This is a genomic window from Mycobacterium attenuatum (genome assembly GCF_900566085.1).
GTDB lineage: Bacteria > Actinomycetota > Actinomycetes > Mycobacteriales > Mycobacteriaceae > Mycobacterium > Mycobacterium attenuatum.
The window spans coordinates 65319-90501 of sequence record NZ_UPHT01000172.1; the positions used below are offsets into that span (position 1 = coordinate 65319).

Sequence of the window (25183 nt, forward strand, 5' to 3'; positions counted from 1 at the left end):
TGCCGTTAGCCATGCTCTTCGGCAGCGGGTTCAGGCGGCGCTGAGGGCCCGGGCGGCTCGAGGCTGACCATCGGCGGCAGGGGCAGCGGGGTCGGCGGCAAGCCGCCCCCGTAGGAGGCCTGCCGCACGCCGACCACCAGCGTCAACACGTAGGTAGGCGGGGTGTCCGGCGGAAAGCCCAGCACTCGGACGTCCTCTGGGATCGGGTCGGGCCGCAGGCAGATTGTGGCCAAACCCCGTCCCGCCCAATAATCGTCGGAGGGTCCGGGCACCAGGTGGTAGTCGAAGATCGTGATGGTCGAGCTGCCGTCCACCCGTTTGTCGAAGGGTATGTACACGCCGGGCAGTTCATACGGGTTCGCCGACTCCCGGTAGCGGTTCTGATTGGGAACGGTGTGCTGACCTTCGAGTTCCACCGCCACCCGTTGATGCCGCGGCGGACCATCCGGGTACCACGATCCGCTGATTTCCGCCCAGTCCCACCCCGGGCTCGGCTGACAGTCCGGTTCGCCATAGGGAATCCAATGGATCGGGTCGCTGGGAAGTTGCACTTCGAGCAGCGCGCCCTTGGGGACCAGCTGTGGCACCCAGGTGCGGTTCCACCAACTCAGATTGTCCCGATGCTGCTGGTTGAAGGTATAACGACCTTCGCTTTCCATAGGTTGCATCGAAGGGTCAGCGGTTGCCAGGCCGACGGCCGACAAAGTCGAGAGCACAACTGCGACAACAATTGGGCGGCGCATGGTCACTCCATCGCATGCTGTCCGGGCGGATCGATCATGAGTAGGCCCATCATCCCTCTGTCTTCGTGCGGCAGGATGTGGCAGTGATACACGGTCATGCCGGTCACGTCGGGGCGGAAGTACATGCGCAGTGTGTACCGGCCGAACGGGGGTAGCCGGAAGGTGTCCCACCACACATCCGGTTCCGTCTGCCAGCTGGTGTCGCCGGGCGGAATTCCGTGGATGTCGACGACCTGAAACGGGTTGACATGGATATGAATCGGATGCTGAAAGACGTCCTCATTGATCAGCGTCCACTCTTCGATGGTGCCCGCCTCGACCTCGGTGTCGACCCGCTCGTGATCGAATTCCTTTCCGTCGATCAGGAATTGCACTCCCATGCCGGTCCGGCCGGTGATGTCTCCGGAGAACACCATGGTGCGGCGCCGGGCGATCGGCAGGTTCGGCATCTGCGGCGGATCCACCAGAGTCGTCGGCATCCGGCTGTTGACCTTGTTCCCGTTGACCACCAAGGTGCCCAGCGGCATTGACGGGCGTGGCCCGCCCGGATGGCCTTGGTCGTAGGCTGCGGCGTAGATCCGGTACCTGCCCGGCTCGCGCCCTTTGATGATGAACTCCGCGCGGTTGCCGGCCGCCAGCATGATGTTCGCTCGTGGTCTCGGGGCTCGGTAAGGCGTTCCGTCCGTGGCGATTTGGTGCAAAGTGTGACCCTCGACGTGCAGCCAGATCGACCGATGCGGACACGCGTTGAGAAACCGCCAGCGCTGCGCCTCGCCCGGTTTGATGCTGATGTCGGGCAGCAACTGACCATTGAGCGGGTAGTACATCGACGACGGCACCGCAGGAATCGATTCGAACGGCGCGTGGCCCGCCATGGGAACCACGACGGCGAACGGCACCTCGGCGCTGTCATCGGCGATCCACATCTCGTTGACGACGATGGTTCGCTCTCGCATTTCGGCAATCTCGGGTATCGCGTCGATGTCACCCTCGACGATGATGGGGCCCGACAGCCCGTTCCACAGTTGATGGGCGGTCGCCGTATGGAAATGGGGGTGGTACCAGTGCAGTCCGGTCGGCTGGTTGGCGGCGATGTTGTAGCTGTACTGGTGGTCTTGCAGCGGTCCCAGCTGAAGTCCCACGTTGTCCCCGGGGTCCTCCGGAGACACCTGTAGCCCATGGGTATGCAGGTTCGTGTCGACCAGCTCCTGCAAGATCGTCGCCCTGCGCTCCCACCTATTCCAGAAATCGTGCATGCAGGCACGGCGCGTGTCGAAACGCGGGTCGTTGGATTTGGAGGCGCAGTAGGGCACCATGAACACGTTGTTCGTGGGGATGCCCACCGGAACGATGCGGTTCTTGAGCAGAATTCGTAGGTTGTCTCCCCGCCGTATCCTCAGGATGGGTCCGGGAAACTGGCCGTTGTACGTCTCTAAAGTCAATTGACGACCACCCAGCTCCACCGGGTTGGTCACGACCTCCAGGGTGTAGTCCAAGACGCCGTTCTCGCTGGACACCTCGGGCAAATCGCGAAGCTCTTCGCCGCCGGCTCGCGCCGGACCGGCGCTCCTGATCACCCCAGCGCCGGCCGCGACAGCCATCAGGGCCAGAAATGTCCTGCGGTCCAATGGATTTTGCCGCAGGCGACGCCGGAGGGATGCAGATTCCATTGCGGATCCTTGTCGTCGTGGAAGTCCGCCGAGCCTAACCCACGAAAGCGGTGTGCAGAAGCCGTTCTTTTACATCGTTATCCGGGCCAGAAGCGGAATGGCAAGAGTGTTATCCACATGACTATTGGGTTGAAAGAAGTCGCGCGCTCTAATAGCGGCCGGACTGCGTTCGCCGGGGCTGCGGCAACGCCCGAAAAACCTGGCCGACATGGCGCGCGGGAGCGTATTGTCTGCCGTCATGATCACCACCACGCGCAGCTGGGCGGTGATCGCCGCTGTCACGGTCGCCGCCATGGGCTGGCTGCTGACTCCCACGGCCGCACAGGCCGACCCACACAACCCGCACAACGTGACCTACATCGTCAAGGTGGACGCACCGATTTCCAGCGCCCGGGCGATCTACATGGTCAACGACACCTACACGGCCACGGCCCCGTTGAGCGCAACCGGCCGCGAATTCACCACCAACACCATGCTGGCCGATCCAGCGAAAGCTGGTATGCAAGTGAGCATCCCATCGCCGTATTCGGGCAACGTGCACTGCGAGATCGACATCGACAACAACGTCGCCGCAATGGTGGACCAATACGTGACGTCGACGCCCGGATCTCCCGGCGACCCGGATACCTACGGGGTGGTCACCTGCGGGTCGTCTCCGCTACCCGTGCCGCAATGGTGGGCCAAGCTTTGTGATGCGTGGTGGTGCACCGATACCTCCCTTCCTGCGACCGCCCGCGACGAGGCCCGCACCGACGTGACCCGGGACTCCGATCCGGAGCGCAGTCCGACGTGGCCGCGCCGACCATACGAACCAGCGCTCTGAGGCTGCCGGCCTTGCGGTGGTCAATGTCGGTGCGGCGCAAGCAAGTTCGCCTGACCAACGGTGGGCCGGCTCGACGCCAGCCACTCCCGGGTACTGTCATGGGACCGCTCGATGAGCCGGGCGGTGTGCGAGAAGTCTATTGGCGAAACGCCCAGCGGGCACAGCGGCGGAACGACCCGCAGGTCGACCGACTTCTCATAGCGGGCGATATCGAGGGCCATGCGCTGGTTGATGGCGAGGGTCAAGGCGTGTATCGCCATCGCCAGCGCCCCCCGCGGCACCTTGGGTAGCGCACACGGGTAGCCGGTGGTCAGCACCCATATCGGATCGGCGCCCAGCGCGACGGCGTGCGACAGCGGAGTGTTGTTCACGACCCCCCCGTCCATCAGTTCGCGACCGTCGATGTTCACCGGCGGAAAGACGGCGGGAATGGCGGCGCTGGCCGTGATCGCGTCGACCGCGTCTCCCGACGAAAGCAGGACATCGTGGCCCGACAGGACGTCGGTGGCCACCACATGCAGCGGTACCGGCGCATCCTGAAGCCGGGGAAACTGCAGGTGGTCCTTGAGAAGCCGCCGCAGGCCGTGGTTGGGGACCAGGTTGGAGCGCAGCCCCAGAAAACCCAGCAGCCCCACGATCGGTCGGGTGGGGAACACGTCTTGTCTCGACAACGACCGCCACAGGTCGGCCAGTGCGCGGATCCCCTCGACATCGGCACGCGACGCCACCCAACCACCATTGACGGCTCCGACGGACGTGCCGACGATCAGTTCCGGGACGATTCCGCTCTCGGCCAAACCAAGGAGCATCCCCACCTGAATAGACCCAAGGCTTCCGCCGCCGGAGAGCACAAACGCTGTCGTCATAGTCCACCTAATAGCACGCCTAATGACATCTCCGGCGGCTGGAAGGCGCCCGACCTCGATCTACCTGACGCGATGGAGCGGTGGCGATCATGGGGATGACTGTCAGCATGCTGACCAACGGGTAGCTCGCGTCGAGCCTTTCGGCTGTGCTGACCAGGTGATGAGTAGCAATCGTTCGTCCCTGACCGCTTCGGCGCGGCGCCGGCGGGCGGCTGGTCGACCAGCCCTCGGGCCGGCAGCGCCCACTCGGCAGTCCCGTCGCGTCATGGGCACGCGCCTGCTTGCCCCGCTTGCCGCCCTGGTCGTCGCCGTGGCCGGTTGCGGCTCGGCCTCGACGGCGGCGCCCACGGTGCCCGCCGGTGCCGTATCCGGTCCGGCCGGCTCCCATGCGCCGGTGCCAACGCAACTCCAGTTCACCGCGTCCACCATCGATGGCCGGCCATTCTCGGGCGCAAGCCTGTTGGGCAAGCCTGCGGTGCTGTGGTTTTGGGCGCCGTGGTGTCCGGTGTGTGAGCGGGAAGCCCCGACGGTGGCCAAGGTTGCTGCCGAGCATCCGTCGGTGGCCTTCGTGGGGGTGGCCGCGCAGGACCAACTGCCGGCCATGCGGCAATTCGTCGACCGCTACCAGCTCGGCGCCTTCCCGCAGTTGGCCGACAGCGATGCTGCGATTTGGGCAAGGTTCGGGGTGGTGGCGCAGCCGGCGTTCGCATTCGTCGGCGCGGCCGGCCACATCGACGTCGTCGAGGGTCCCCTGACACAGCTCGAGCTGACCAATCGGATAGCCGCCCTGGCCGGCCAATGATCGACACCGCGCCGCTTGGCTTCGCGCTGGGAGCCGGGCTGGTGGCTGCGCTGAACCCTTGTGGATTCGCCTTGCTGCCAGGCTATCTGGGATTGGTGATTGCCGGTGGTAGCCAAACCACCTCCCGCCCAATGGCGTTAGTTCGCGCCGGATCGGCCACACTGGTCATGTCGGCTGGCTTCCTCACCGTATTCGGCTTGTTCGGCCTGCTGATTTCGCCGCTGATCGCCTCGGTGCAGAAGTATCTTCCGGTTGCCACCGTGGTCATCGGTGTAGTGCTGATCGCATCGGCGATCTGGCTGCTGGCCGGCAAGGATATCGCGGTGATCACGCCGAAGCTGTCCGGCGGGGCGCCGACGGCACGCTTGCGCTCGATGTATGGCTACGGTGTCGCCTACGCGGTGGCCTCACTGTCGTGCACCATCGGGCCGTTTCTGGCCTTGATCAGCACGACGTTTCGGCACGGCTCAACGGTCACCGGCGTGCTGGCATTTCTGGTCTACGCCAGTGGCATGGCCATCACCGTCGGGGCGGCCGCACTGACCGTGGCCTTCGTCGGATCTTCGGCAACCGGCGGGCTCCGCCGTATCCTGCCCCATGTCGGGCGCATCGCCGGCGCCCTGCTGCTGCTCACCGGGCTCTACGTGACGTATTACGGCTATTACGAGATTTCCCTGTATCTTTGCGACGCCAGCGCAGATGATCCGGTCATCGCGGCCGCGGGCACAGTGCAAAGCTGGCTGGTCCGCCACGTCGACGCGCTCGGGGTATGGCCCATGCTCGGCGTCCTCGCCGCGCTCACCGTGACCGCCGTCGGATGGCGAATACTACTCTGCCGCAATGCATCTGATAACAGAAGCGCACCGCACGACTGACATCGCGGATCAGGCGAACCGTTCCAGCCAGGTCGTCACCGCATACAACACCGCGTAAGTGCCGGCCGCTATTGCCAGGGTGGTCGCCAGCCGCCACCGCAACCGGCGCACGCCGCCGAGGCTGCACTGATTGCGTCGCCGCAGCGCGATCCACACCAGCAGCGCGAGGACACCGAGTCCGCTCAGCCGGAACCACCATGCATAGTTTCCGTACAGGTTGTTTGCCCACGCCAATGCCGTTGCACCGCTGATGATTCCGAACATCGCGAGCACGGTGGGACCGACGCAGCACAGGATGCCGACCAAACCGCCGGTGATGCCGATGCGCCAAATCGGCAGCCGGTCACCCTCCTGTGAGCGCGGCGGTGCAGGAGCTTCTTCGGGCTCGCCTTCCACGCGCACACCGTTCCAGAACGCGACGTGGTTCTTGATCCGGCGCGCCAGCGGACTGGGACGCGGGTAGTACCAGGCCGCGTCCGGATTCACATCGCCGTTAACCGATACGGTGTAGTAGTGCGCCAGGCCCTTCCACGGGCATATCGACTTGGTCCCGCTGTCGACGAGGTGCTCGCGCCGCAGCGACTCCGGCGGGAAGTAGTCATTGCCCTCCAGGCGGACGGTCTGCGGCGCCTCAGCCAGCACCGTCCCGTTCCACACGGCACGAATCATTTCGGTCAACCTCCTGCAATCATCCTTGCCGCCATTGCACGCTATTGCGGTGCGGCGCGCAGCCGAACTGTAGTTCTGATGACAGTTGCGCGTCGGCACGCTATCCGACGTGATGAGCTACCCCGGTTTACCGGGCCGATGGGAAGCGGGGCACCAGTGACGACAATAAAGCGGGATCGCGACGAGGTATTTCTCGAATACACCAAGAGCATCTGCCCGGTATGCAAGGTGGTGATCGACGCCCAGGTCAACGTCCGCGGCGGCAAGGTCTATCTGCGCAAGCGGTGCCGCGACCATGGCGAGTTCGAGGCTCTGGTGTACGGAGACGCTCAGATGTACGTGGAGTCAACACGATTCAACAAGCCCGGCACCATTCCGCTGCAGTTTAAGACCGAGGTCCGCGACGGCTGTCCCAGCGACTGCGGCCTGTGCCCGGACCACAAACAGCACGCCTGCCTCGGCTTGATCGAAGTCAACACGCACTGCAACCTGGACTGCCCGATCTGTTTCGCCGACTCCGGTCACCAACCCGACGGCTACGCCCTGACCGTGTCGCAATGCGAGAAGATGCTCGATGCACTCGTCGCCGCCGAAGGCGAGCCCGAAGTCGTGATGTTCTCCGGCGGCGAGCCGACGATCCACAAGCAGATTCTCGAGTTCGTCGACGTCGCCCAGGCCCGTCCGATCAAGACCGTCATCATCAACACCAACGGCATTCGCCTCGCATCGGATCGACGGTTCGTCGCCAGCCTCGCGCAGCGCAACCAACCGGGTCGCCCGGTGCACATCTACCTGCAGTTCGACGGGCTCGAAGAAGCAACCCACCGCCAGATCCGGGGCCGTGATCTGCGGGATATCAAGGCCCGCGCGCTGGACAACTGCGCAGCGGCGGGCCTGACCGTGACGTTGGTAGCCGCCGTCGAGCGCGGGATCAACGATCACGAACTCGGCGCCGTCATCCGGCACGGTATGGGCCAACGCGCGGTGCAGTCGGTGGTATTCCAGCCGGTCACCCACGCCGGCCGGCACCTGCAGTTCGACCCTCTGACCCGGCTGACCAATTCCGATATCGTGCACGGCATCGCGGCCCAGCTTCCCGACTGGTTCCGCGCCGACGATTTCTTCCCGGTTCCGTGTTGTTTTCCCACCTGTCGCTCGATCACCTATCTGCTCACCGACGGCGAACACGTGGTACCGATTCCACGGCTGCTCGACGTGCAGGATTACCTCGACTACGTGTCCAACCGGGTGATCCCGGACCTGGCGATCCGCGAGGCTCTGGAGAAGTTGTGGTCGGCGTCGGCCGTGCTGGGCACCGACACCACGATCGAACAGCTACAGAAGGCGGCAGCAGCGCTCGATTGCGCCAACGCCTGCGGCATCAACCTGCCCGAGGCGCTCGCCAATCTCACCGATCGGGTGTTCGCCATCGTCATCCAAGACTTCCAGGACCCCTACACCCTCAATGTCAAACAACTGATGAAATGCTGTGTGCAGCAACTTACTCCGGACGGGCGGCTGATCCCGTTCTGCGCCTACAACTCGGTGGGCTACCGCGAGCAGGTCCGCGAGCAGCTCACCGGGGTGGCGGTTCCCGATATGGTGCCCAACGCCGCGCCGCTGGCCGGCCTGCTGGCCGACTCCCCACGCGGGTCCAAGCAGTCGCTCGACCGAAAACACCCGTCCCCCAAGCACCCCGCGCCCATCACGCTTCCGCCGCAACGAATCAAAGCCTGCTATGATCGACCGCATCGACGCGCGGCTCACCACCCTGGCCATGGCTGCGCCAAAGATGCTGGCCGACAACGGTATCCAACCGGACACGGCCCGCGCGGTCACCGCACTGGCGCGCGCCGAGGTCGAAGCCGGACGACTCGGATACATGCTGATGATCGCGGAAAAGGCGTGATCGAGCTCGGGTGATGACGCCCCGGGGGTGACAGGCCGGTTCGTCGAGGCTTACGTTGGCCCGACAAGGACATCAACCTGACCGGAAGGGCTGTCTCAGGATGAGAGCGCTAACCTGCCACAACGGGAAGCTCGAAGTGGTCGAACAGCCCGCCCCAAAGCCGGCCAAAGGCCAGCTGCTGATCGATGTCCGCAGGTGTGGCATCTGCGGATCGGACCTGCATGCCCGTTTCCATTGCGACGAACTCGCCGACGTGATGGACGAATCGGGCTACCACGCATTCATGCGCTCCAACGAGCACGTGGTGTTCGGACACGAGTTCTGCGGCGAGGTGGTCGACTACGGTCCCGGCACCCGCAAGGCCCCCCGGCCCGGCACCCCGGTTGTCGCCCTGCCACTGCTGCGACGCGGCAACGAGGTGCACGGGATCGGGCTGTCGACAATGGCACCGGGCGCTTACGCCGAGCAACTGCTCGTCGAGCAGTCGCTGACCTTTCCCGTCCCCAACGGCCTGCCGCCCGAGATCGCCGCGCTGACCGAGCCGATGGCGGTCGGCTGGCACGCCGTCCGGCGCGGCGACGTCAGCAAACGTGACGTCGCGATCGTGATCGGCTGCGGCCCCATCGGACTCGCGGTGATCTGCATGCTCAAGGCGCACGGCGTACGCACCGTGATCGCGAGCGACTTCTCCCCGGGCCGGCGCGCGCTGGCCACCGTCTGCGGCGCCGACGCCGTCGTCGACCCGGCGCAGGACTGCCCCTATGCGACGGACGCAAGCCGCAAGCACTTGCAGGGCATCCTCGAGGCGTTCGATCTGGCGGTCGGCACGATCGAAAAGCTGCACCGGCTGCGGCTGCCCTGGTGGCACCTGTGGCGCGTCGCCGAAGCGGCCGGTGCCGCCACGCCCAAGCATCCGGTCATCTTCGAATGCGTTGGTGTCCCAGGCATTATCGACGGCATCATCGCGAGCGCGCCGCTGTTTTCCCGCGTCGTCGTGGTCGGGGTCTGCATGGGCGCCGACCACATCCGCCCGGCGATGGCGATCAACAAAGAAATCGACCTGCGGTTCGTGCTCGGCTACACCCCGCTCGAGTTTCGCGACACGCTGCACATGCTCGCCGACGGCAAGGTCAACGCCGATCCGCTGATCACCGGGACCGTCGGGCTGGCCGGTGTCGAGGCCGCATTCGACGCGCTGGGCGACCCCGAGGCGCACGCGAAAATCCTGATCGACCCCAAGAGCAGCGCCGCGAGCCCACAACCCGTTGGTTGACCGCGGTGTGAGTTCGGTGTGGCCCCCCCAGCCGGCTAGTTCTGGGGCGGAGTCGAAAACAAGATGGAGGATCTCCCAGCAACGTCCCATCTCAGGTGGGTCGTCGCCTCGTCTTTCGATTGTCATACTCGTCATGGGTGTGAAGTACAGTGTGAAGCATGGCGACCGCCGCTCATCCCTTCGCCTTCGCAGAGCCTGACATCAATGTCCCACTGCAGTCGGCTCCGCTTGTTCGCGCCATCGCTCAGATCAGGTTTCCGCACCTCACGCGATTCTCGACCAACGAGGACGCCGTAGCCACGCGCATTGCTGATGCTCTCGCGGACCAGTACCCATTGATGGATGTCGGCCAGGAAACGACATTGATCATCACCCCTGATGGCCTCAGTGAAGATCCCACTACCACTCGACTGTGGCGTCTCAGCAGCGGCGATCGCGACTGGCAGATTACCTTCTGTGGCACCTTTCTCAGTGTCGACACCACTCATTATGTTCGACTCAGGGACTTTGCTCAGCGGCTCGTTGACGCATGGAAGGCCGTGAATGAGCAGGTGACCGTACCCTACATCGATCGTCTTGGGGTTCGGTACGTCAACCAACTCACCAGGCGAGACCTCCTGACCCGACTGCCCGAACTGTTGCGAACCGAGGTGCTGGGAATTTCAGTCTCCCAAGGTGAGGAATTCGCGCTGCTTTCGAATATCACTGAAGCGCGCTATCGGTTGTCGGATGGGGCGTCCTTTATGGCGCGCTGGGGCATGCTGCCGGCCAACACAAGCATCGACAATGCGGTGCCCGCGTACGACTACCCGACATGGCTGCTCGACATGGATTCGTTCCGAGAGTTCACACCCGGCTCGCAACAGGACGCGGATATCTTCGAAGATGTGCGCGCCCTGGCGCTACGGGCTTATCAGTTCTTCCGGTGGGCAGTGACAGAGGACTTCCTCGTCGCTTTTGGGGGTGAGTTGTGATGGCCACAGCAAGTGTTGGCAATTACCGCGTTCAGGTTGCTCAGTATCAGTTCAGCAAATTTGGCACCGTCGCGCCGCCGATATTTCCGTGCGCAGGAAAAGCGGGCGCTTCCCTCCTCATGGCTGGCCTTGCAGCGTTTGGTGGGCTCGCGGGGACTTCGATCGGCAGCAATTACGGTGCGATCCGGGTGCTTGCGGTTGTAAACTGCACTGGCCGTGGAGGATTCGCCGCGGCAATCAAGCCGAAATCCGCCCCAGCCGCCACGCGCGTACTTGGCGCTGAGTCTCGAGGCGACCGCGAAGAGGTCGCATGGATCAAAGCGCACTCTGGGCTCACCTGGGACCAGATGGGAAAGATCTTCGGCGTCTCTCGGCGCGCCGTTCATATGTGGGCTAACGGTGGACGACTCAACGAGTCGAATGCCCGCCGATTGCGCGCCTTTGCTGCGATCATCCGTGGTCTTGAGTCCGAGATGCCGGACGACCCAAGGCCAGAGGTAGTACGTGCCCGATTACTTCAAGTTGAACGAGACGGGTTGAGCGTTGTCGACCGTCTACGTCGAGGGCATTCCACCGGACCAACTTGGGGCGCTCCGTTTGGTCCGGAACGCCTCGTGAATGCTACCCGCGAACCCCTGCGCAAACCGGCGGGTGAAGTCGGGCCGTAGCGGTGTGGGGTATCGGGCGGTTTCTGGCACTACTTCGATCGACAGAGGTTAATTCGGACCAACCAGCGCAATGCCCGGCGCCCGAGTTAGCCACATCGTGCCGTGATTGGCGACAGGGCGATGTCTTCCGTAACGCCAACACGTTTGTGTTCGATCACAATGAGGGGGACCTCAAATGGCTTAATAGCGAGCAGATCCAGCGGAAGCCTGGCAGATCGCCACCAACTAGACATGGCCGGATCTCGGCGCACGAAGACGAAATCCCATTACCCCTTGGTGTCCCGTTTCAGATCGGTGTCCCGGCTCGGCTGCACCCGTTTCGGCTCGCCCGGCATTTTCGGATAGTTCGGCGGATAGGGCAGGTCACCCAGCCCGCGTTCGTCGTCGGCAGCTGCGAGGTCCAGCAACGGCGTAATCGATTGAGCCACATCGTCGATACCGGCCCACGGGTCCTCGCGGCTCGCCACCAGATCGGGCACCGTGGCGATGGTGTAGTCGTCGGGATCCGCACCGGCCAGCTCGTCCCAGGTCAACGGTGTCGAAACGGTGGCAATCGGAGTAGGGCGCACCGAATACGCCGACGCCATGGTGCGGTCGCGAGCATTCTGATTGAAGTCGACGAAGATTCGCGCGCCCCGCTGTTCTTTCCACCAGGACGTGGTCACCGTGTCCGGTGCGCGCCGCTCCAATTCGCGGGCCAGCGCGATGCCGGCCCGGCGCACCTGGATGAAGTCCCAGTCGGTGGCGATCCGGAAAAACACGTGCACCCCGCGTCCCCCGGAAGTCTTCGGGTAGCCGACCAACCCGAGTTCGTGCAGCAGCGGCCGCAGCACGTCGACGGCAACGGACCGGGCCTGGGCAAAACCGGTGCCGGGCTGCGGATCCAGATCGATGCGCAATTCGTCGGGATGCTCGGTGTCGGGGCAGCGAACCTGCCAGGGATGCAGCGTCACGGTACCCATCTGCGCGGCCCACACGATCGCCGCGGGGTGGGTGACCTTCAGCGCATCGGCGGTGCGTCCCGACGGGAAGGTCACCCGGCAGGTCTGCAGGTAGTCAGGATGGTGCTGGGGCACCCGCTTTTGATAGATCTCCTCGCCGTCGATGCCGTCCGGGAAGCGCTGCAGATGCGTGGGCCGGTCGCGCAGGGTTGCCAGCATCGGGCCCCGGCCCACGGCGAGGTAGTACTCGACGAGCCGGCGCTTGGTGCCGTCGGACCCGAGTTGCGGAAAGTACACCTTGTCCGGATTGGTCAGCCGCACCCGGATGCCGTCGACGTCGACTTCTTCTGCTGCAGCAGTCATAGCTGGACTCCAGCATGCCGCACGACACAATGAACCCATGGACCTGCCCGTTATGCCGCCCGTTTCGCCGATGCTGGCCAAATCCGTCAAGACCATTCCGGCGGACGCGTCGTACGAGCCGAAATGGGACGGCTTCCGGTCCATCTGTTTTCGCGACGGCGACGAGGTCGAGCTGGGCAGCCGCAACGAGCGGCCGATGACCCGCTACTTCCCCGAACTGGTCGCGGCAATCAAGACCGAACTGCCGGCGCGCTGCGTCGTCGACGGCGAAATCGTCATCGCCACCGACCACGGCCTGGACTTCGAGGCGCTGCAACAGCGCATCCACCCGGCCGATTCGCGGGTACGCATGCTCGCCGAGCACACGCCGGCGTCGTTCATCGCGTTCGACCTGCTGGCTCTCGGTGACGACGACTACACCACCCGTCCGTTCAGCGAGCGCCGGGCGGCGCTGGTCGACGCGTTAACTGTCTCGGGAGCCGCTTCGGGCCCGTCGATTCACGTCACCCCGGCCACCACCGACCTGGCAACCGCGCAGCGCTGGTTCGAGGACTTCGAGGGCGCCGGTCTCGACGGCGTCATCGCTAAGCCGCTGACCATCACCTATCAACCCGACAAGCGCGTCATGTTCAAGGTCAAACACGAACGGACCGCCGACTGCGTGGTCGCCGGTTACCGGGTGCACAAGTCCAGCGGCCCGGAAGATGGGGCGGTCGGCTCGCTGCTGCTGGGGCTCTACCAGCAGGACGGCCAACTCGCTTCGGTGGGCGTGATCGGAGCCTTCCCCATGGCGCACCGACGGCGGCTCTTCGACGAATTACAGCCTCTGATAACGACTTTCGACAACCACCCCTGGAACTGGGCGGCCCACGAAGCCGGCGAACGCACCCCCCGCAAGAACGAATTCTCCCGCTGGAACGTCGGCAAAGACCTGTCCTTCGTGCCGCTGCGACCGGAGCGGGTCGTCGAAGTCCGCTACGACCACATGGAAGGCGCGCGGTTTCGCCACACCGCCCAATTCAACCGGTGGCGGCCCGACCGCGATCCACGCTCGTGCACCTACGCCCAACTCGAGCAGCCGGCATCGTTCCACCTGAACGACATCATCACCGGCCTGGGACCGGGCACTGCGGCCGACAGCTAGGTACTCTCACCCCGTGGTCCAGGTCGTCATCGCCGGAGCCGGCCCGAACGGGCTGATGCTGGCCTGCGAATTGGGACTGGCCGGGATCCGGCCGGTGGTGTTGGACGGCAGTCCCGGGCCCACCCGGCAACCTCGCGCGGCGGGCATTGTCGGGCAAGGAGTTCGGATCTTCGACCACCGCGGCCTCTATAGAACCCTCGCGCAGACGCAGGAACCGCCGCAACCCGCACCCGGCTCATTTTTCGCTGGCTTCGGCTTCAGTCTTGCGCAGGTGCCGAATCACCAGCTGTACCGGCTTCAAGTGGAACAACCCAGGCTTATCGAGGTGCTGGTGGCCGCCGCCCAGAATTACGGCGTCGACTTTCGCTGGGGTCACGCGTTAGCCGGCTTCGAACAGGGCGGCGACGGTGTCACCGTGAACATCGCGGGTCCGGAAGGCCCCTATGAGCTGTCGGCCGAATACCTGATCGGCGCCGACGGCGGTTCGAGCACCACCCGCAAGCTGGCTGGTATCGACTTTCCCGGGATGTCGTCATACGACGTGATCGAGCACGTGACGTTCGGCGTGCTGCCGCCGCTTGACTGGGTGGACCCGGTCACCGGGGCGCTGAACGTGCCGGGGTTCGGTGCGGTGCCGGCCAGACAGTACTTTCGTACCGGCCGCGGCATCTTCGGGTGGGGCCTGCAGCTGACGGACCGGCCGGGGGCATTCACCATCGAATTGGACAGCTCGCCACGCGAAACCCCCTGCGCGGCAGACAGCGACGCCGCGCCTATGTCGGTTGCCGAGCAGGAGGCCAGCATCAAACGCGTGCTGGGGGCGGCTGTACCGCTTTTGCCCGAATCCACCGGCGCACCACCGGATTTGCGGCGTTACCGTGGTGTGAATTCGAGGATCGCGTCGCAATACCGGGCCGGCCGGGTCATTCTGGTCGGTGACGCCGCGCACGTGCAGCCCCCGCTCGGGGGGCCAGGTCTCAATTTGGGACTGCAGGACGCGATGAACCTCGGCTGGAAGCTGGCCGCGGTGCTGGACAGACGGGTCGGCCCCGAGCTGCTCGACACCTACGAGACCGAGCGCCGGCCGGCCGCCGAGCGGGTGATCCTGTACAGCCGCGCCCAGCTGGCCCTCATTCGGCCCGGGGGCGAAGTCACTGCCTTACGGGAAGTCTTCAGCGAATTGCTGGGGCAGGCCGATGTCACCCGTCATCTCGGCGACCTGGTGTCCGGCGCCGACATTCGCTATGCCGCGGGTCCGGACGACCATCGCCTCGTCGGGCGGTGGGTGCCGGATTTTGCCGTCGCCAACTCCCGCGGAACCACTCGCATTGCCGAGCTCGCACGCGACGGGAGGCCGTTGCTGGTGGACCTCACCGAGCACGGGGTGGTGAAGGAAGCGGCGGCCGGCATTGCGAGCCGGATCACCGTCACCGCGGGACGCCCGGTCGGTGACGTGGCGGCGACAGCGCTGCTGGTGCGTCCGGACGGATATGTGGCCTGGGCCTCCGCGGCGCCCACACCCTCCCTCGCCGAGCTCGACGGCGCGCTGACCCGCTGGTTCGGGGTCACCTTGGCCTCGCCCCGGGCAGCACGATGACGGATCCCCCGGCCCGTCGGGTTCATGCGGCGCGCAACCCATCGCGATGTCGATGCTGTGACGGCCCGGTCCCCCGGATGGTGGACCGGCAACGTCCGCCGTTGGTGGTACCCGGATTTCGTCGTCAAAAGCCCCTGATCAGGGGACAACGCGTGCCGCCGGAATCAGGCATCGTGTTAAGGCTGGGCATTTCTGCACGGCACATGAATCGACAAGGAGAGATACCTGATGAGCCATGAAGCCCTTTTCCAAGAGGTGGACGTCGCGTACGCCTGGGCCATCTTCGTGGTCGACGACATCGATTCCTGAACACCGTGTCGGCTTTCGCGCCGACATGATCGGAGGTTGAGTCCCGAGACTCCCGAGACGTGGTGTAGCAAGGCTCGATCGCCCGACCTAAGGCGGGCAGTTACGGCGATGCGCTATCCGGAAGTGTGATACCCGCCGGCTACATCGCGTGCTCGGGCGCAACCCGACGCGGCACGCCCGCAAATTCGAACGTCCGGGTTCAGCTATTCGGCCCGCTTAGGATGTCGAGATGCTGCACGTATCGTCATTGTTCGTCGCCGGTACCGCCACGCTCGACGAATACGGTGCGATCAATGCGACGCGCATCCCGATGACCTGGTTTCAGGTCGACCAAATGCCGCTCTGGGCAAAGGTACCCGTAGTTCTGGTGGTGCATGCGAAAGCAGGCGGGGACTACGACCCGGAACTGCATGTCGTGTGCAAAGATCCCGCCGGGGTGCCGCGCGGAACCCTCAAAGCCAGTTGGCACTGGCCTGACGACGACGATAAGGCATCGAAGTACCGGTGCTTCACCCAAGAACTCTCATTCCCGATCGAGACCGCGGGTGAGTACACGATCGGCGCCTACTATGACGAGCAAGGCAAAATCGAGATCTCCACACCAATACCGATCTCCATCATTGTGGCCCCCGAACCTCCTCCCGGTGGGGAGGGCGAAGAGGCTGCGAACGACGACAGCGGCTAGGCTGACCGCTGGTCGGCTAAGCGTGGGAAGTCGTGCGGACTACCGGGTTACGTGTCGCCTTCGTCGTCTTCGTCTGCGCGGAGCAGTTTTTCGGGATCGTGCATGGTGTTGGTGCGGGGTTGGCCGCGCTCGAGTGGGGTGGGGCTATCCATTCGGTGTCGCCATGGGTGTTTTTGCGGGTGCTCCAGCCTTGTCGGCTAACGGGTGGTGGCCGCCGCAGGCGAAGGTGAGTTGGTTGACGTCGGTGCTGGGGATTGGGCGTAGGGCAGTACATGGTGGACCTACAGAAATAGCCCTTGACGTCACAGCCCGGGGCGCTGCACCCGCGCTCCTTGCCATACAACACGATTCGCTGCCCCGGTGCGGCCAGGCGTTTGCTGTGATACAGCGCTAACGCCTTGCCCTTGTCGAAAACCGCCAGGTAGTGGCGGGCCAGCCGGATCACATCGCTCATCGGCAAGATCGTGCCGGCGCCGGTGAGTCCTTGTCCGGCAGCGGCTTTCAGTTCGGTCAGCGTGGTGGTCACGATGATCGTCGCGGGTAAGCCGTTGTGCTGACCCAACTCTGCGGACGCCAGCAGACCGCGCATCCCGGCCAGCAGCCCGTCAGCAGAGCGTTGGGCCGCTGAGCGGGGTCGGTGTCGATGGCGGCCTGACTGGGGGCGCCGTCCATATAGGGGGCTTCCGATTCAGGGTTGCACATGCCGGGGGCGCCCAGTTTGGCCAGCACGGCTTCGACGGTGGCTCGCGGTTCGGGGGTGATCAGCCCGCGCAGCTTTGACATGCCATCGGCTTGCCGGCTGCCTAAGGTCAGGCCGCGGCGTCGCGCCCGGTCCTCATCGCGGTAGGTGCCGTCGGGATTGAGACAATCAGCGATGGTGGCGGCCAGCCCGGATAGTTGTTCGGGGCGAACCTGGCCGCCGTGGCACGCCAACTGAGCTTCGGCGCGCTCGCGGGTGGCTTGACCGACCCAGCCCGGTAACTGGTGACAAAAGCGGCGAATCACCGCGATGTGCTCGGCGCCGATTTTTCCCTCGCGTTGGGCGGCGGCGGCCCCGGCCAGTACCGGGGCGATCGGTTCTCCGGTCAGCCCGCGCCGCGGCCCCAGATCGGCGGCGGCGTTGATGCGCCGGGTGGCCTCGGTGCGGCTGATCAGCGCCCAGTCGGCGATGGCATGGGAGAGTGTAACCGTCTGCCGATCCACGACACCGCATGAGCCCATACCCGCAATCTATCGATGTGCCCTGACAAGAACCGGGAAGAAAATGCCTGCCAAACAACATATTTCACATGTTCACTCACAGCGAAAGGCGATCCGATGCTCGGGTCACCGTATGAACCAGCCACGCGCTACCAAGACCGGCAACCACAGCAGCACAAGAGAATTCGGCGCTCCAAAGCGGGCACCAATCCAGATCTCCCACAGTGAGCAGACCCATCGCCGCCCCGCGCCCAACGGCTCGACGACTGTCTAGATCGCGACGGACAACGTCTGCAACCCACGCAGCGTCACGTTCGTTTTGTACTGCGGCTCACCGACCAAGCGCGCGTCGGGGAATCGAGCGGTGATCGCCGACAACGCCACACCGGCTTCCAGCCGTGCCAGCGGGGCGCCCAGGCAGTAATGCGCACCGTGGCCAAACCCTAAGTGCCGCAACGGGACACGATCCGGATCGAATGTGTCCGGCCGGTCGTACTCGGTGGGATCACGATGCGCCGCCGCCATCAGCAACATCATCGTGTCACCCTTGGACACCTCGATGTCTGCGATCGTCATGTCGTCGGCGGCAATTCGGCCCACCAATTGCACCGGCGGGTCATAGCGCATGGTCTCCTCGATGACCAACGATGCCCGGGCAGCATCGGCGCCCAGCGCAGCCCAGTGCCGACGATCCCGCAACATCGCCAAGATGGCGTTGCCGATCAGGTTCACCGTTGTCTCGTGTCCGGCAACCAGCAGCAGCATGCAGGTGGACACGATCTCCTCCTCGGTCAGCTGATCGCCGGACTCCTCCACCGCGATCAGCCCGGACATCAAGTCGTCGCCGGGCCTAATCCGGCGCTGCGCGATGAGGCCGCGCAGGTACTCGCGCAACCAGCTGCCGGCCGCCAGCCCGTCGTCGAAGTCCTCGGGATCCTCGCCGGTGAAGGCGAGGAAAGGGTCCAGTGACTGCGCGAGCAAGGCCGATGCCCGGCTGAACTGCGGCTCGTCTTCGAGCGGCACCCCGAGCAGCCGGCAGATCACCGCCACCGGCAACGGATAGGCGAAGTCGCTGACCACGTCGAAGCGGCCCTTTTCGGCGATCCGGTCCAGCAATCCGTTTACCAGCGCAGTGACGTCGGGTCGCAGTGCGTTCACCACTTTCGGGGCGAACGCCTTACTGACCAGCTTGCGCAGTCGAGTGTGATCGGGCGGATCGAGAAAGAGAAAGCCAGGCGGGAATTCGGTGCCCGGAGCCGGTGCATCCTGTAGCCGTCGCCGCGCGATCGTCGAGTTGGACCGGTCGCTGCTCGACAACGGGTGCCGCAGCACGTCGGCGCAGTCGTGATAGGTCGAGAAAAGGACGAAGTTGGCGTCCGGCAGCTGCAGCGGCCCGTGCTCACGAAGCTGAGCGCACACCGGATAAGGGTTGGCCCGGATCGCTGGGTCCAGCAATTGCAGCAGCAATGCCTGCGGGTCGGCGTATTCGGTGGACTCCATGGGCCGTGTCGTCATGCTGACATTGTGCCTGTGCGCCGGGCGAACCCAGTCAAAGTGGGTGGCCAGGGCCACGCTGCCGCGTAACATCTGCGGCATGGCGGTGCTGCGCTTCTGCCGGCTGGTTTTCGGTCTCGGGTTGCTGCTTTGGGTAACGATGGCCACCATGGTGCTAGCCGCGCCGGGCCACGCCTGCGCATGCGGCGCGGCGATCGCTCCGGGTGGCGCCCACGCGACCATGAATCATGAAGTGGCATTGGTACATTGGGACGGAACAACCGAGACCATCGTCATGCAGATCGCGATGGACGCCACCACCGATAACGTCGCCCTGGTGGTACCTACGCCCGCCCCGGCCACCGTCGCCGCGGCGGACAAGGCCACCTTCGTGGAGTTGGACACGGTGACGGCGCCGCAAGTCCAGCACAAGCGCCGCTGGATCCTCGGGATAGGGATGGTCGGCTCTGCACCCCGCGAAGGGGCCGCGGCAGCCCACGCTCCGGATGTGGTCAGTCAGGTGCAGCTTGGACCGTTGGAGGCCACCACCCTGGCCGGCGGCGACCTGGCCGGCCTGCAGGACTGGCTGGCCGGCAACGGCTATGCCATCCGGCCGGCAGTGGCGGCGGCACTCGACCCCTACGTGCGCGACGGATGGGCGTTCGTCGCGATCAGGCTGACCAGTAGCGCGCCGATCGTGGGCGGGCTCGACCCGGTGCGAATGACCTTCCCCGCACCGCAATTGGTTTATCCCATGCGCCTATCCGTTGCGGCGACGGACCCACAGCACGTGGTCGTCTACACCCTGGCCGACCATCGCCAGCAACGCACGGACGCCGACAGATCCAGGCAGTTCACCCAGGTACAGTTCGCCGGCACTATTGCGGGCGAGGTTCGCGACCCGGTGCTGCGGGAATTGGCCGCAAGCCATGGGTCCTACCTGACCAAGACCGAGATCGACGTGTACCAACCGTCGCAAATCTCTTCGGATTTCACGTTCGCCAACGCAGCCAACGACAACGCTTACCGGCAAGTGGTTGTCGTCTACGACAACGTCGCCATCCCGATCCTGGTGATCCTGTTCGTCGGATTCCTGGCGGTCGTCCTGGCGGCGGCGGTGATCTTGTTCGTGGTCTTCGTACGGCGCGGTTCCGGTCAGCGACGCAGAAATTCCGCGATGTAGTTGGCTAGTTCCTCCCCGGCGTCCTCTTGCAGGAAATGTCCGGCGCCATGCACCACCGGATGCTCGATGCCCTGCGCGCCACGCATTTCGCGCTTGAAGATCTCGGCCATGGGCCCGGTGATGGGGTCGCTGTCGCTGAACGCCACCAGCATGGGCGTCGGACTCACACATAGTTTCGTCCAGGCCGTCTTGTTGGCCGCCGCCGCCGGATCGTCCGGGGAGGTCGGCACCAGACCGGGCATGGCGCGCGGCCCAGCACAGTACTCGTCGCCGGGGAAGGGCGCGTCGTAACCCGCGCGCACCGCGTCATTCATCTGCCGCCGGCAGCCACCCTGCACGAACCAGCCGACGTCCAGCTTCGGCGTGTTCTGGATCGCCTCGCGGAAACGCCACCAGATCTCGGCCATTGGCTGGTCGCCGTTAGGCAGCCCGGTGTTGGCCACCACCAGCCGGGAAAAGCGCTCGGGATGTTCGGCGGCCAGCCGCAATCCGATCAGCCCACCCCAGTCTTGGCCGACCAGTGTGACGTTGCGCAGGTCCAGCACGTCGAAAGCCAGGGCACGCATCCACTCGACGTGACGCGCATAGGTGTGGTCTTCGCGACGCGTGGGCTTGTCCGAACGCCCGAAACCGACCAGGTCCGGGCAAATGACGCGATGCCCCGCAGCCGCCAGGATCGGAATCATCTTGCGGTACAGATACGACCACGACGGCTCGCCATGCAGCATCAGCACCGGGTTGGCACGGTCCGGTCCGTCCTGCACCCAGGCCACCCGCAACGTCCCGCCTTCGCCATCGGGAATCTCGCAATACCTTGGTGGGTAAGGAAATTCAGCAAGATTGGCGAACCGCTCGTCGGGAGTGCGCAAGGTCTGCATCATGCGACCATACGCCGTTACAACCCCTCGCTTAAGCCCGCCACCGAAGGATCGGCCATCAGCCGATCCAGGAAGGCGCGCTGCCCCTTGAGCAGCTTCGCGCGCGCCTGCGCCACCGGGAACCAGCCGGCCCGATCGACCTCTGGGAACGACCGCAACGTGCCGGACCCCTTCGGCCATTCCAGCTCGAAGCTGTTGCTGTGCATGTCGATGACGTCGAGGTCGGCTTCGACGGCGAAGACGGTCACGACCTTGCCGCCCGGTTGTTTCAGCGCGCCCAGGTCGATTCGCGCTCCGTCCGGAACCGGCAACCCCAGCTCCTCGGTGAACTCGCGCCGGGCGGCCAGCCACGGGTCGTCGCCGTCGGGGTATTCACCTTTCGGAATCGACCATGCGCCAACGTCTTTGCGCGCCCAGAACGGCCCTCCGGGATGTGCGATGAGGACGTCGACGGCGCCGGCCGGTGCCCGGTACAGCAGCAGGCCCGCGCTGAGCCTGGGCATTCGGGTAAGCCTCAGAGTCCGACGGACTGTTCCAGATCCTTCAGCGACGACTCCAGATGCAGCAGCAGCCGCTGCAGATGCGGCACACTGCGGCGACAACCGACGAGTCCGAAGTCCAGATTGCCGGCATTGTTCACCAGGGTGATGTTGAGGGCCTGGCCGTCTGGAATGTTGGACAGCGGGTAGCTGCCGTCGAGCCGGGCGCCGCCGTAGTACATGGGCTCGGTACCGCCCGGCACGTTGGAGATGACGATGTTGAACGGCGGCGGCACCGTCGAGAGGAAGCCCGGGATACCCGCCAAGGTCAGCGGCGCCATATGTAATGCGGACAGCGCGAGCACCTGCAGCTGCGGCAACTCGGCGAGCACCTTCTTGTTGGCGCGCATCGACTCGCTGATGATCTTGATCCGCTCCGCGGGATCATCGACATGAGTGGCGAGGTTGCACAGCAGGCTGCCGACTTTGTTGCCGCCGCCTTCCGAATCGTCTTTCGACCGCAGGCTCACCGGAACCATCGCGATTAGCGGAGTGTCGGGCAGGGCGTTCTGCTCGATCAGGTAGTACCGCAGCGCGCCGGCACACATTGCCAGAACGGCGTCGTTGACGGTGACCCCGGCGGCCTGCTTGACGGCCTTGACGCGCTCCAGGGACCAGGATTGCGCGGCGCAGCGGCGCGCTCCCCCGATCTTGACGTTGAACATGGTGTGCGGCGCCGCGAACGGCAACGTCAGCTGCTGTTGGAACAGCGCGGCGCGGGCCAGCTTGAAGGTCGAAGGGCCAAGTCCTACAACCGATCCCGCCAACTTGAACAGCGAGCTCAGCGGGGAAGACGATTCACCGGACGGCGGCCGCGACGTTCGGGGCAGGTTCCACATCGCGCGTACCCCAGTGTCGTCGGGGTCGGTCGACAGGGTGCGCTGCATCAGCTTCATCGCGGAGACGCCGTCGATCAGGGCGTGGTGCATCTTGGTGTACATCGCGAACCGGCCGTCGTTCAGCCCCTCCACCACGTACAGTTCCCACAACGGGCGATGCCGGTCCAACAGGCTGGTGTGCAGCCTCGAGCTCAGCTCCAGCAGGTCGCGGACCCGTCCCGGTGACGGCAGGGCGGAGCGCCGGACGTGGTAGTCCACGTCGATCTCGTCGTCGTAGGCCCATGCCAAGCGGGCGATTCCACCCCCGATGGTCGCGGGGTGCTTGCGGAAGACGGGCTGGAACTCCTCGTTGGCCACCAACGCTTCGTAGAACTGGCGCACAAACTCCGGGCCCGCCTCCTTGGGCGGCTCGAACAATGACAAGCCGCCGACGTGCATGGGATGCTCCCGTGATTCGGCGAACAGGAACATCGAGTCGTTGGGCATCATCAATTCCATGCCGCTATTAGACACCTGCCGCCGGCAGTTGGCTCGGCGCTGCGGCTAAATCACAGTGGCGCGCGGCAAGGTCAAATGAGGTTCAGAACATGGCCGCTGAACCGACTTCCGGGTGGCGGCGCAGGTAATCAACCAGGCGGTCGACGTAGCCGGTGAACGGCGGGGGTCCGACCGGGCCGTCGGCCAGGTCGGCGCGGCAGTGGTCGGTCAAATAGAAAGTGGGATGGGCGACATAGTCCACCGCCTCGGGCGGGATCCGCATCAAACGGTAGAGCCCGGGAACGTGTGCCAACGCGCCTTTGGCCAGCTTGCGCGGTAGCGGAACCTTGATCAGCCGCCGACCGGTTGCCCGCGCCAGTACGTCGGTCATCTCCTCGACCGTGAGCGGCTGCGGATCGGCCAACTGATAGGTGCGTCCCGCCGAAATGGCCAGCCCACTCAGGTAGTTCACCGCGTCAACGACGAAGTCACGCGGGACCACGTTCACCCGCGTCATCGCCGGATCTCCCGCAACCGGCAGCACCGCGCGGCGTGGCTGCCGCAACAGCCACTGCATGACGAAATAGGGCCCGTCGAATTTTTGCGTCTCCCCCGTGCGGCTGTCGCCGACCACAATCGAAGGACGATAGATGGTGGCCGGCATCCCGGCCGACATCCGCCATCGCACGTCGGCCTCCGCGAGATGCTTGGTCTCCTCGTAGTGGTTGTTGAACGGCGCACCGACTTCCAGATCGTCCTCGCCGAAGGCGCCGGCGTAGCGTCCGCTGACGTAGCAGGTGCTGAAGTAGTGCAGACGAGTCAGGTTGGGACATTGCTCAAGGGCGTCAAGGACGTTGCGGGTGCCGTCGACGTTGATCCGAACCGCCGCCTCGCGAGCGACCGCCAGGTCGTAGGCGGCGGCCAGGTGCCAGGCCTCGGTGACCTCGCTCAGAGCGGCCGAGGCAAGGCCCAGACCCGGTTGGGTGATGTCGCCCTCGACCAGCTCGACCCGCCCGCTCAGCGACGGTTCGGTCGCGTTGAGTTCGGCGACGCGGCGCTTTGCCAGGGTGGCAAATTTGGACTGCACCAGACAGATCGCGGTACTGTCCGTGCGTCGCAGGATGCCCGGCAGTAGCGCACTGCCGAGAAAGCCGGGAAACCCGGTCATCAATACGGTCATCGCCACACTCCTGCTCACTCGTGCGATGTCGCGGTTAGACCAGAGGCTACCGATTCGCCGGCTTGCCGACGGGGGCCTTTAGACCTCGTATCCGCAGCCATTAGTCCTCGGACAGAGCAATGCGTCGCGAGGATAATCGTGTCTTGCGGCACTGCGACTACCGATGGGCAGAAGACTTGAGCGGCAACGAGATTGACGAATCCGAGATCTCCAGGTGGGATCCGGGCTTCACCTCGGCGCTGATCGGTGCGGTGACACCGGTCGTCAGGCGATGGTTTCGCGCCGAAGTGCGCGGTCTGGAATCGTTTCCGCCGACCGGGGGTGCTTTGCTGGTGTCCAATCACTCCGGCGGGGTGTTGACGCCCGACTGGAACGTGCTTGCACCCGCCTTCTACGGCAGGTTCGGCTATGGCCGTCCGCTGTATACCCTTGCGCACTACGGCGTTTTCTTCACCCCGTTCCGCGCGGCGCTGGGCCGCCTCGGCGTCATTCACGCCAATCGTGGCAACGCGATCAAGGCGTTGCGTTCGGGCGCTGTGGTGTTGGCATTTCCAGGCGGCGACTACGACGCATTCCGGCCAACGCTGGCTCAGAACGTCATCGACTTCGGCGGCCGCACCGGATACGTCGCCACCGCCATGCAGGCCGGGGTGCCGATCGTGCCCGCGGTGTCGATAGGGGGCCAGGAGACCCAACTGTTCGTCACTCGCGGCAATCGGCTGGCAAACAGATTGGGGCTCAAGCGCATTCGTATCGAGATTCTGCCGGTCACCATTGGGCTACCGTTCGGCATGACGGTGTTCTTCCCGGCCAATATGCCGTTGCCTACCAAGATCGTTTATCAGGTGCTGGAACCGATCGACATCGCCGCCCGATTCGGCACGGACGCTGACGCCGAGACTGTCGATGCCCATGTGCGTGCCGTGATGCAAGCCGCTCTCGACCGGCTGGGCCGCCAGCGCCGGGTCCCCATACTGGGCTGACTAAATTGCCGGCTGAGTCCGTGGCCATTTCAGGTGACGAAAGTCCTCAACTTGGTGACTGATCTTCAAATCGAGTTGCAACGGCGTTACTATTCGCCC

At 64.9% G+C, this 25183-nt stretch carries 22 protein-coding genes and 2 pseudogenes; 12 read left to right on the plus strand and 12 right to left on the minus strand.

Annotated features, from left to right (window positions below):
- Positions 1-5 precede the first annotated feature (5 nt).
- On the minus strand, positions 6-659 hold the full coding sequence (locus EET13_RS27395; protein WP_244604141.1) for a hypothetical protein: 654 nt from the start codon (positions 657-659) through the stop codon (positions 6-8).
- Positions 660-745: 86 nt separating this feature from the next.
- Positions 746-2413 carry a multicopper oxidase family protein gene (locus EET13_RS27400; RefSeq protein ID WP_244604142.1) on the minus strand — a complete coding sequence of 556 codons (1668 nt, stop codon included), beginning with the start codon at positions 2411-2413 and terminating at the stop codon, positions 746-748.
- Positions 2414-2651: 238 nt separating this feature from the next.
- Here EET13_RS27400 and EET13_RS27405 point away from each other — a divergent pair, with 238 nt between their 5' ends.
- Positions 2652-3236, plus strand: a complete 585-nt coding sequence (locus EET13_RS27405) for a hypothetical protein (protein WP_122445190.1) — start codon at positions 2652-2654, stop codon at positions 3234-3236.
- A gap of 20 nt (positions 3237-3256) precedes the next feature.
- Here the strand turns inward: EET13_RS27405 and EET13_RS27410 are convergent, their stop codons facing one another.
- Positions 3257-4102 carry a patatin-like phospholipase family protein gene (locus tag EET13_RS27410; protein WP_122445191.1) on the minus strand — a complete coding sequence of 282 codons (846 nt, stop codon included), beginning with the start codon at positions 4100-4102 and terminating at the stop codon, positions 3257-3259.
- Between the two features lie 265 nt (positions 4103-4367).
- Here EET13_RS27410 and EET13_RS27415 point away from each other — a divergent pair, with 265 nt between their 5' ends.
- Together EET13_RS27415 and EET13_RS27420 are read left to right on the plus strand one after the other, a co-directional pair.
- Entirely contained in the window at positions 4368-4904 is a 537-nt protein-coding gene (locus tag EET13_RS27415; RefSeq protein ID WP_122445192.1) for a protein disulfide oxidoreductase, read from the plus strand.
- Complete coding sequence (locus EET13_RS27420) at positions 4901-5779, plus strand: cytochrome c biogenesis CcdA family protein (RefSeq protein ID WP_122445193.1); 879 nt, start codon at positions 4901-4903, stop codon at positions 5777-5779. Before EET13_RS27415 ends, EET13_RS27420 begins: the two co-directional genes overlap by 4 nt.
- A 9-nt stretch (positions 5780-5788) precedes the next feature.
- On the opposite strand, the gene EET13_RS27425 is transcribed toward EET13_RS27420, so the two are convergent.
- Complete coding sequence (locus EET13_RS27425) at positions 5789-6181, minus strand: hypothetical protein (RefSeq protein WP_122445225.1); 393 nt, start codon at positions 6179-6181, stop codon at positions 5789-5791.
- A pseudogene (locus EET13_RS31030) lies at positions 6158-6448 on the minus strand (DUF427 domain-containing protein); the annotation flags it as partial. The gene EET13_RS27425 and the pseudogene EET13_RS31030, both read right to left, overlap by 24 nt.
- 156 nt (positions 6449-6604) lie before the next feature.
- Here EET13_RS31030 and EET13_RS27430 point away from each other — a divergent pair.
- From EET13_RS27430 to EET13_RS29985, 4 genes are all read left to right on the plus strand, one after another.
- Complete coding sequence (locus EET13_RS27430; protein ID WP_244604143.1) at positions 6605-8371, plus strand: radical SAM protein; 1767 nt, start codon at positions 6605-6607, stop codon at positions 8369-8371.
- A gap of 86 nt (positions 8372-8457) precedes the next feature.
- Positions 8458-9630, plus strand: coding sequence for a zinc-binding dehydrogenase (locus EET13_RS27435; protein WP_122445194.1), 1173 nt, complete (start codon positions 8458-8460; stop codon positions 9628-9630).
- 158 nt (positions 9631-9788) lie between these two features.
- On the plus strand, positions 9789-10604 hold the full coding sequence (locus EET13_RS27440) for a TIGR04255 family protein (RefSeq protein ID WP_122445195.1): 816 nt from the start codon (positions 9789-9791) through the stop codon (positions 10602-10604).
- A complete protein-coding gene (locus EET13_RS29985) occupies positions 10604-11272 on the plus strand; it encodes a hypothetical protein (protein WP_136623270.1) in 669 nt (222 codons plus the stop codon). The genes EET13_RS27440 and EET13_RS29985 overlap by 1 nt, the downstream gene beginning before the upstream one ends.
- Positions 11273-11538: 266 nt before the next feature.
- On the opposite strand, the gene ligD is transcribed toward EET13_RS29985, so the two are convergent.
- Complete coding sequence (ligD, locus tag EET13_RS27445; RefSeq protein WP_122445196.1) at positions 11539-12576, minus strand: non-homologous end-joining DNA ligase; 1038 nt, start codon at positions 12574-12576, stop codon at positions 11539-11541.
- A gap of 37 nt (positions 12577-12613) precedes the next feature.
- Here ligD and EET13_RS27450 point away from each other — a divergent pair, with 37 nt between their 5' ends.
- The 3 genes from EET13_RS27450 to EET13_RS27460 all read left to right on the plus strand — a co-directional run bounded on the left by EET13_RS27450 (position 12614) and on the right by EET13_RS27460 (position 16311).
- The gene (locus EET13_RS27450) at positions 12614-13720 is read left to right on the plus strand and encodes an ATP-dependent DNA ligase (RefSeq protein WP_122445197.1); all 1107 of its coding nucleotides are present in this window, start codon (positions 12614-12616) and stop codon (positions 13718-13720) included.
- Between the two features lie 13 nt (positions 13721-13733).
- Positions 13734-15317 (plus strand): FAD-dependent monooxygenase, encoded by a 1584-nt coding sequence (locus EET13_RS27455; protein ID WP_122445198.1) that lies wholly within the window; start codon positions 13734-13736, stop codon positions 15315-15317.
- 538 nt (positions 15318-15855) lie between these two features.
- A complete protein-coding gene (locus tag EET13_RS27460; protein ID WP_244604144.1) occupies positions 15856-16311 on the plus strand; it encodes a hypothetical protein in 456 nt (151 codons plus the stop codon).
- Between the two features lie 47 nt (positions 16312-16358).
- Here EET13_RS27460 and EET13_RS27465 read toward each other — a convergent pair.
- Positions 16359-17493 (minus strand): annotated as a pseudogene (locus EET13_RS27465) (HNH endonuclease signature motif containing protein); the annotation flags it as partial.
- 288 nt (positions 17494-17781) lie between these two features.
- Positions 17782-19026: a cytochrome P450 gene (locus tag EET13_RS27470; protein WP_122445199.1), complete on the minus strand. Its 1245-nt coding sequence runs from the start codon at positions 19024-19026 to the stop codon at positions 17782-17784.
- Positions 19027-19105: 79 nt separating this feature from the next.
- Here EET13_RS27470 and EET13_RS27475 point away from each other — a divergent pair, with 79 nt between their 5' ends.
- Positions 19106-20188 carry a DUF2330 domain-containing protein gene (locus EET13_RS27475; protein ID WP_122445227.1) on the plus strand — a complete coding sequence of 361 codons (1083 nt, stop codon included), beginning with the start codon at positions 19106-19108 and terminating at the stop codon, positions 20186-20188.
- Here EET13_RS27475 and EET13_RS27480 read toward each other — a convergent pair.
- The 4 genes from EET13_RS27480 to EET13_RS27495 form a co-directional block, all read right to left on the minus strand.
- The gene (locus EET13_RS27480; RefSeq protein ID WP_122445226.1) at positions 20161-21066 is read right to left on the minus strand and encodes a haloalkane dehalogenase; all 906 of its coding nucleotides are present in this window, start codon (positions 21064-21066) and stop codon (positions 20161-20163) included. The two genes, EET13_RS27475 and EET13_RS27480, sit on opposite strands and share 28 nt — an antisense overlap.
- Before the next feature lie 17 nt (positions 21067-21083).
- Positions 21084-21569, minus strand: a complete 486-nt coding sequence (locus EET13_RS27485; RefSeq protein WP_122445200.1) for an NUDIX hydrolase — start codon at positions 21567-21569, stop codon at positions 21084-21086.
- A gap of 11 nt (positions 21570-21580) precedes the next feature.
- Positions 21581-22942 (minus strand): WS/DGAT/MGAT family O-acyltransferase, encoded by a 1362-nt coding sequence (locus EET13_RS27490; protein ID WP_122445201.1) that lies wholly within the window; start codon positions 22940-22942, stop codon positions 21581-21583.
- Between the two features lie 82 nt (positions 22943-23024).
- A complete protein-coding gene (locus EET13_RS27495) occupies positions 23025-24101 on the minus strand; it encodes an SDR family oxidoreductase (RefSeq protein ID WP_122445202.1) in 1077 nt (358 codons plus the stop codon).
- A gap of 176 nt (positions 24102-24277) precedes the next feature.
- Here EET13_RS27495 and EET13_RS27500 point away from each other — a divergent pair, with 176 nt between their 5' ends.
- Positions 24278-25084 (plus strand): lysophospholipid acyltransferase family protein, encoded by an 807-nt coding sequence (locus EET13_RS27500; RefSeq protein ID WP_122445228.1) that lies wholly within the window; start codon positions 24278-24280, stop codon positions 25082-25084.
- The last annotated feature ends 99 nt before the right edge of the window (positions 25085-25183 follow it).

What these genes read in the sequence shown, in the direction of transcription:
- EET13_RS27480 (WP_122445226.1), bottom strand. Translation starts at nt 21,066, where the DNA reads ATGCAGACCTTGCGCACTCCCGACGAGCGGTTCGCCAATCTTGCTGAA.
- EET13_RS29985 (WP_136623270.1), top strand. Translation starts at nt 10,604, where the DNA reads ATGGCCACAGCAAGTGTTGGCAATTACCGCGTTCAGGTTGCTCAGTAT.
- EET13_RS27395 (WP_244604141.1), bottom strand. Translation starts at nt 659, where the DNA reads ATGGAAAGCGAAGGTCGTTATACCTTCAACCAGCAGCATCGGGACAAT.
- EET13_RS27410 (WP_122445191.1), bottom strand. Translation starts at nt 4,102, where the DNA reads ATGACGACAGCGTTTGTGCTCTCCGGCGGCGGAAGCCTTGGGTCTATT.
- EET13_RS27485 (WP_122445200.1), bottom strand. Translation starts at nt 21,569, where the DNA reads ATGCCCAGGCTCAGCGCGGGCCTGCTGCTGTACCGGGCACCGGCCGGC.
- EET13_RS27420 (WP_122445193.1), top strand. Translation starts at nt 4,901, where the DNA reads ATGATCGACACCGCGCCGCTTGGCTTCGCGCTGGGAGCCGGGCTGGTG.
- EET13_RS27415 (WP_122445192.1), top strand. Translation starts at nt 4,368, where the DNA reads ATGGGCACGCGCCTGCTTGCCCCGCTTGCCGCCCTGGTCGTCGCCGTG.
- EET13_RS27405 (WP_122445190.1), top strand. Translation starts at nt 2,652, where the DNA reads ATGATCACCACCACGCGCAGCTGGGCGGTGATCGCCGCTGTCACGGTC.
- EET13_RS27495 (WP_122445202.1), bottom strand. Translation starts at nt 24,101, where the DNA reads ATGACCGTATTGATGACCGGGTTTCCCGGCTTTCTCGGCAGTGCGCTA.
- ligD (WP_122445196.1), bottom strand. Translation starts at nt 12,576, where the DNA reads ATGACTGCTGCAGCAGAAGAAGTCGACGTCGACGGCATCCGGGTGCGG.
- EET13_RS27460 (WP_244604144.1), top strand. Translation starts at nt 15,856, where the DNA reads ATGCTGCACGTATCGTCATTGTTCGTCGCCGGTACCGCCACGCTCGAC.
- EET13_RS27450 (WP_122445197.1), top strand. Translation starts at nt 12,614, where the DNA reads ATGGACCTGCCCGTTATGCCGCCCGTTTCGCCGATGCTGGCCAAATCC.
- EET13_RS27490 (WP_122445201.1), bottom strand. Translation starts at nt 22,942, where the DNA reads ATGGAATTGATGATGCCCAACGACTCGATGTTCCTGTTCGCCGAATCA.
- EET13_RS27400 (WP_244604142.1), bottom strand. Translation starts at nt 2,413, where the DNA reads ATGGAATCTGCATCCCTCCGGCGTCGCCTGCGGCAAAATCCATTGGAC.
- EET13_RS27440 (WP_122445195.1), top strand. Translation starts at nt 9,789, where the DNA reads ATGGCGACCGCCGCTCATCCCTTCGCCTTCGCAGAGCCTGACATCAAT.
- EET13_RS27470 (WP_122445199.1), bottom strand. Translation starts at nt 19,026, where the DNA reads ATGACGACACGGCCCATGGAGTCCACCGAATACGCCGACCCGCAGGCA.
- EET13_RS27475 (WP_122445227.1), top strand. Translation starts at nt 19,106, where the DNA reads ATGGCGGTGCTGCGCTTCTGCCGGCTGGTTTTCGGTCTCGGGTTGCTG.
- EET13_RS27435 (WP_122445194.1), top strand. Translation starts at nt 8,458, where the DNA reads ATGAGAGCGCTAACCTGCCACAACGGGAAGCTCGAAGTGGTCGAACAG.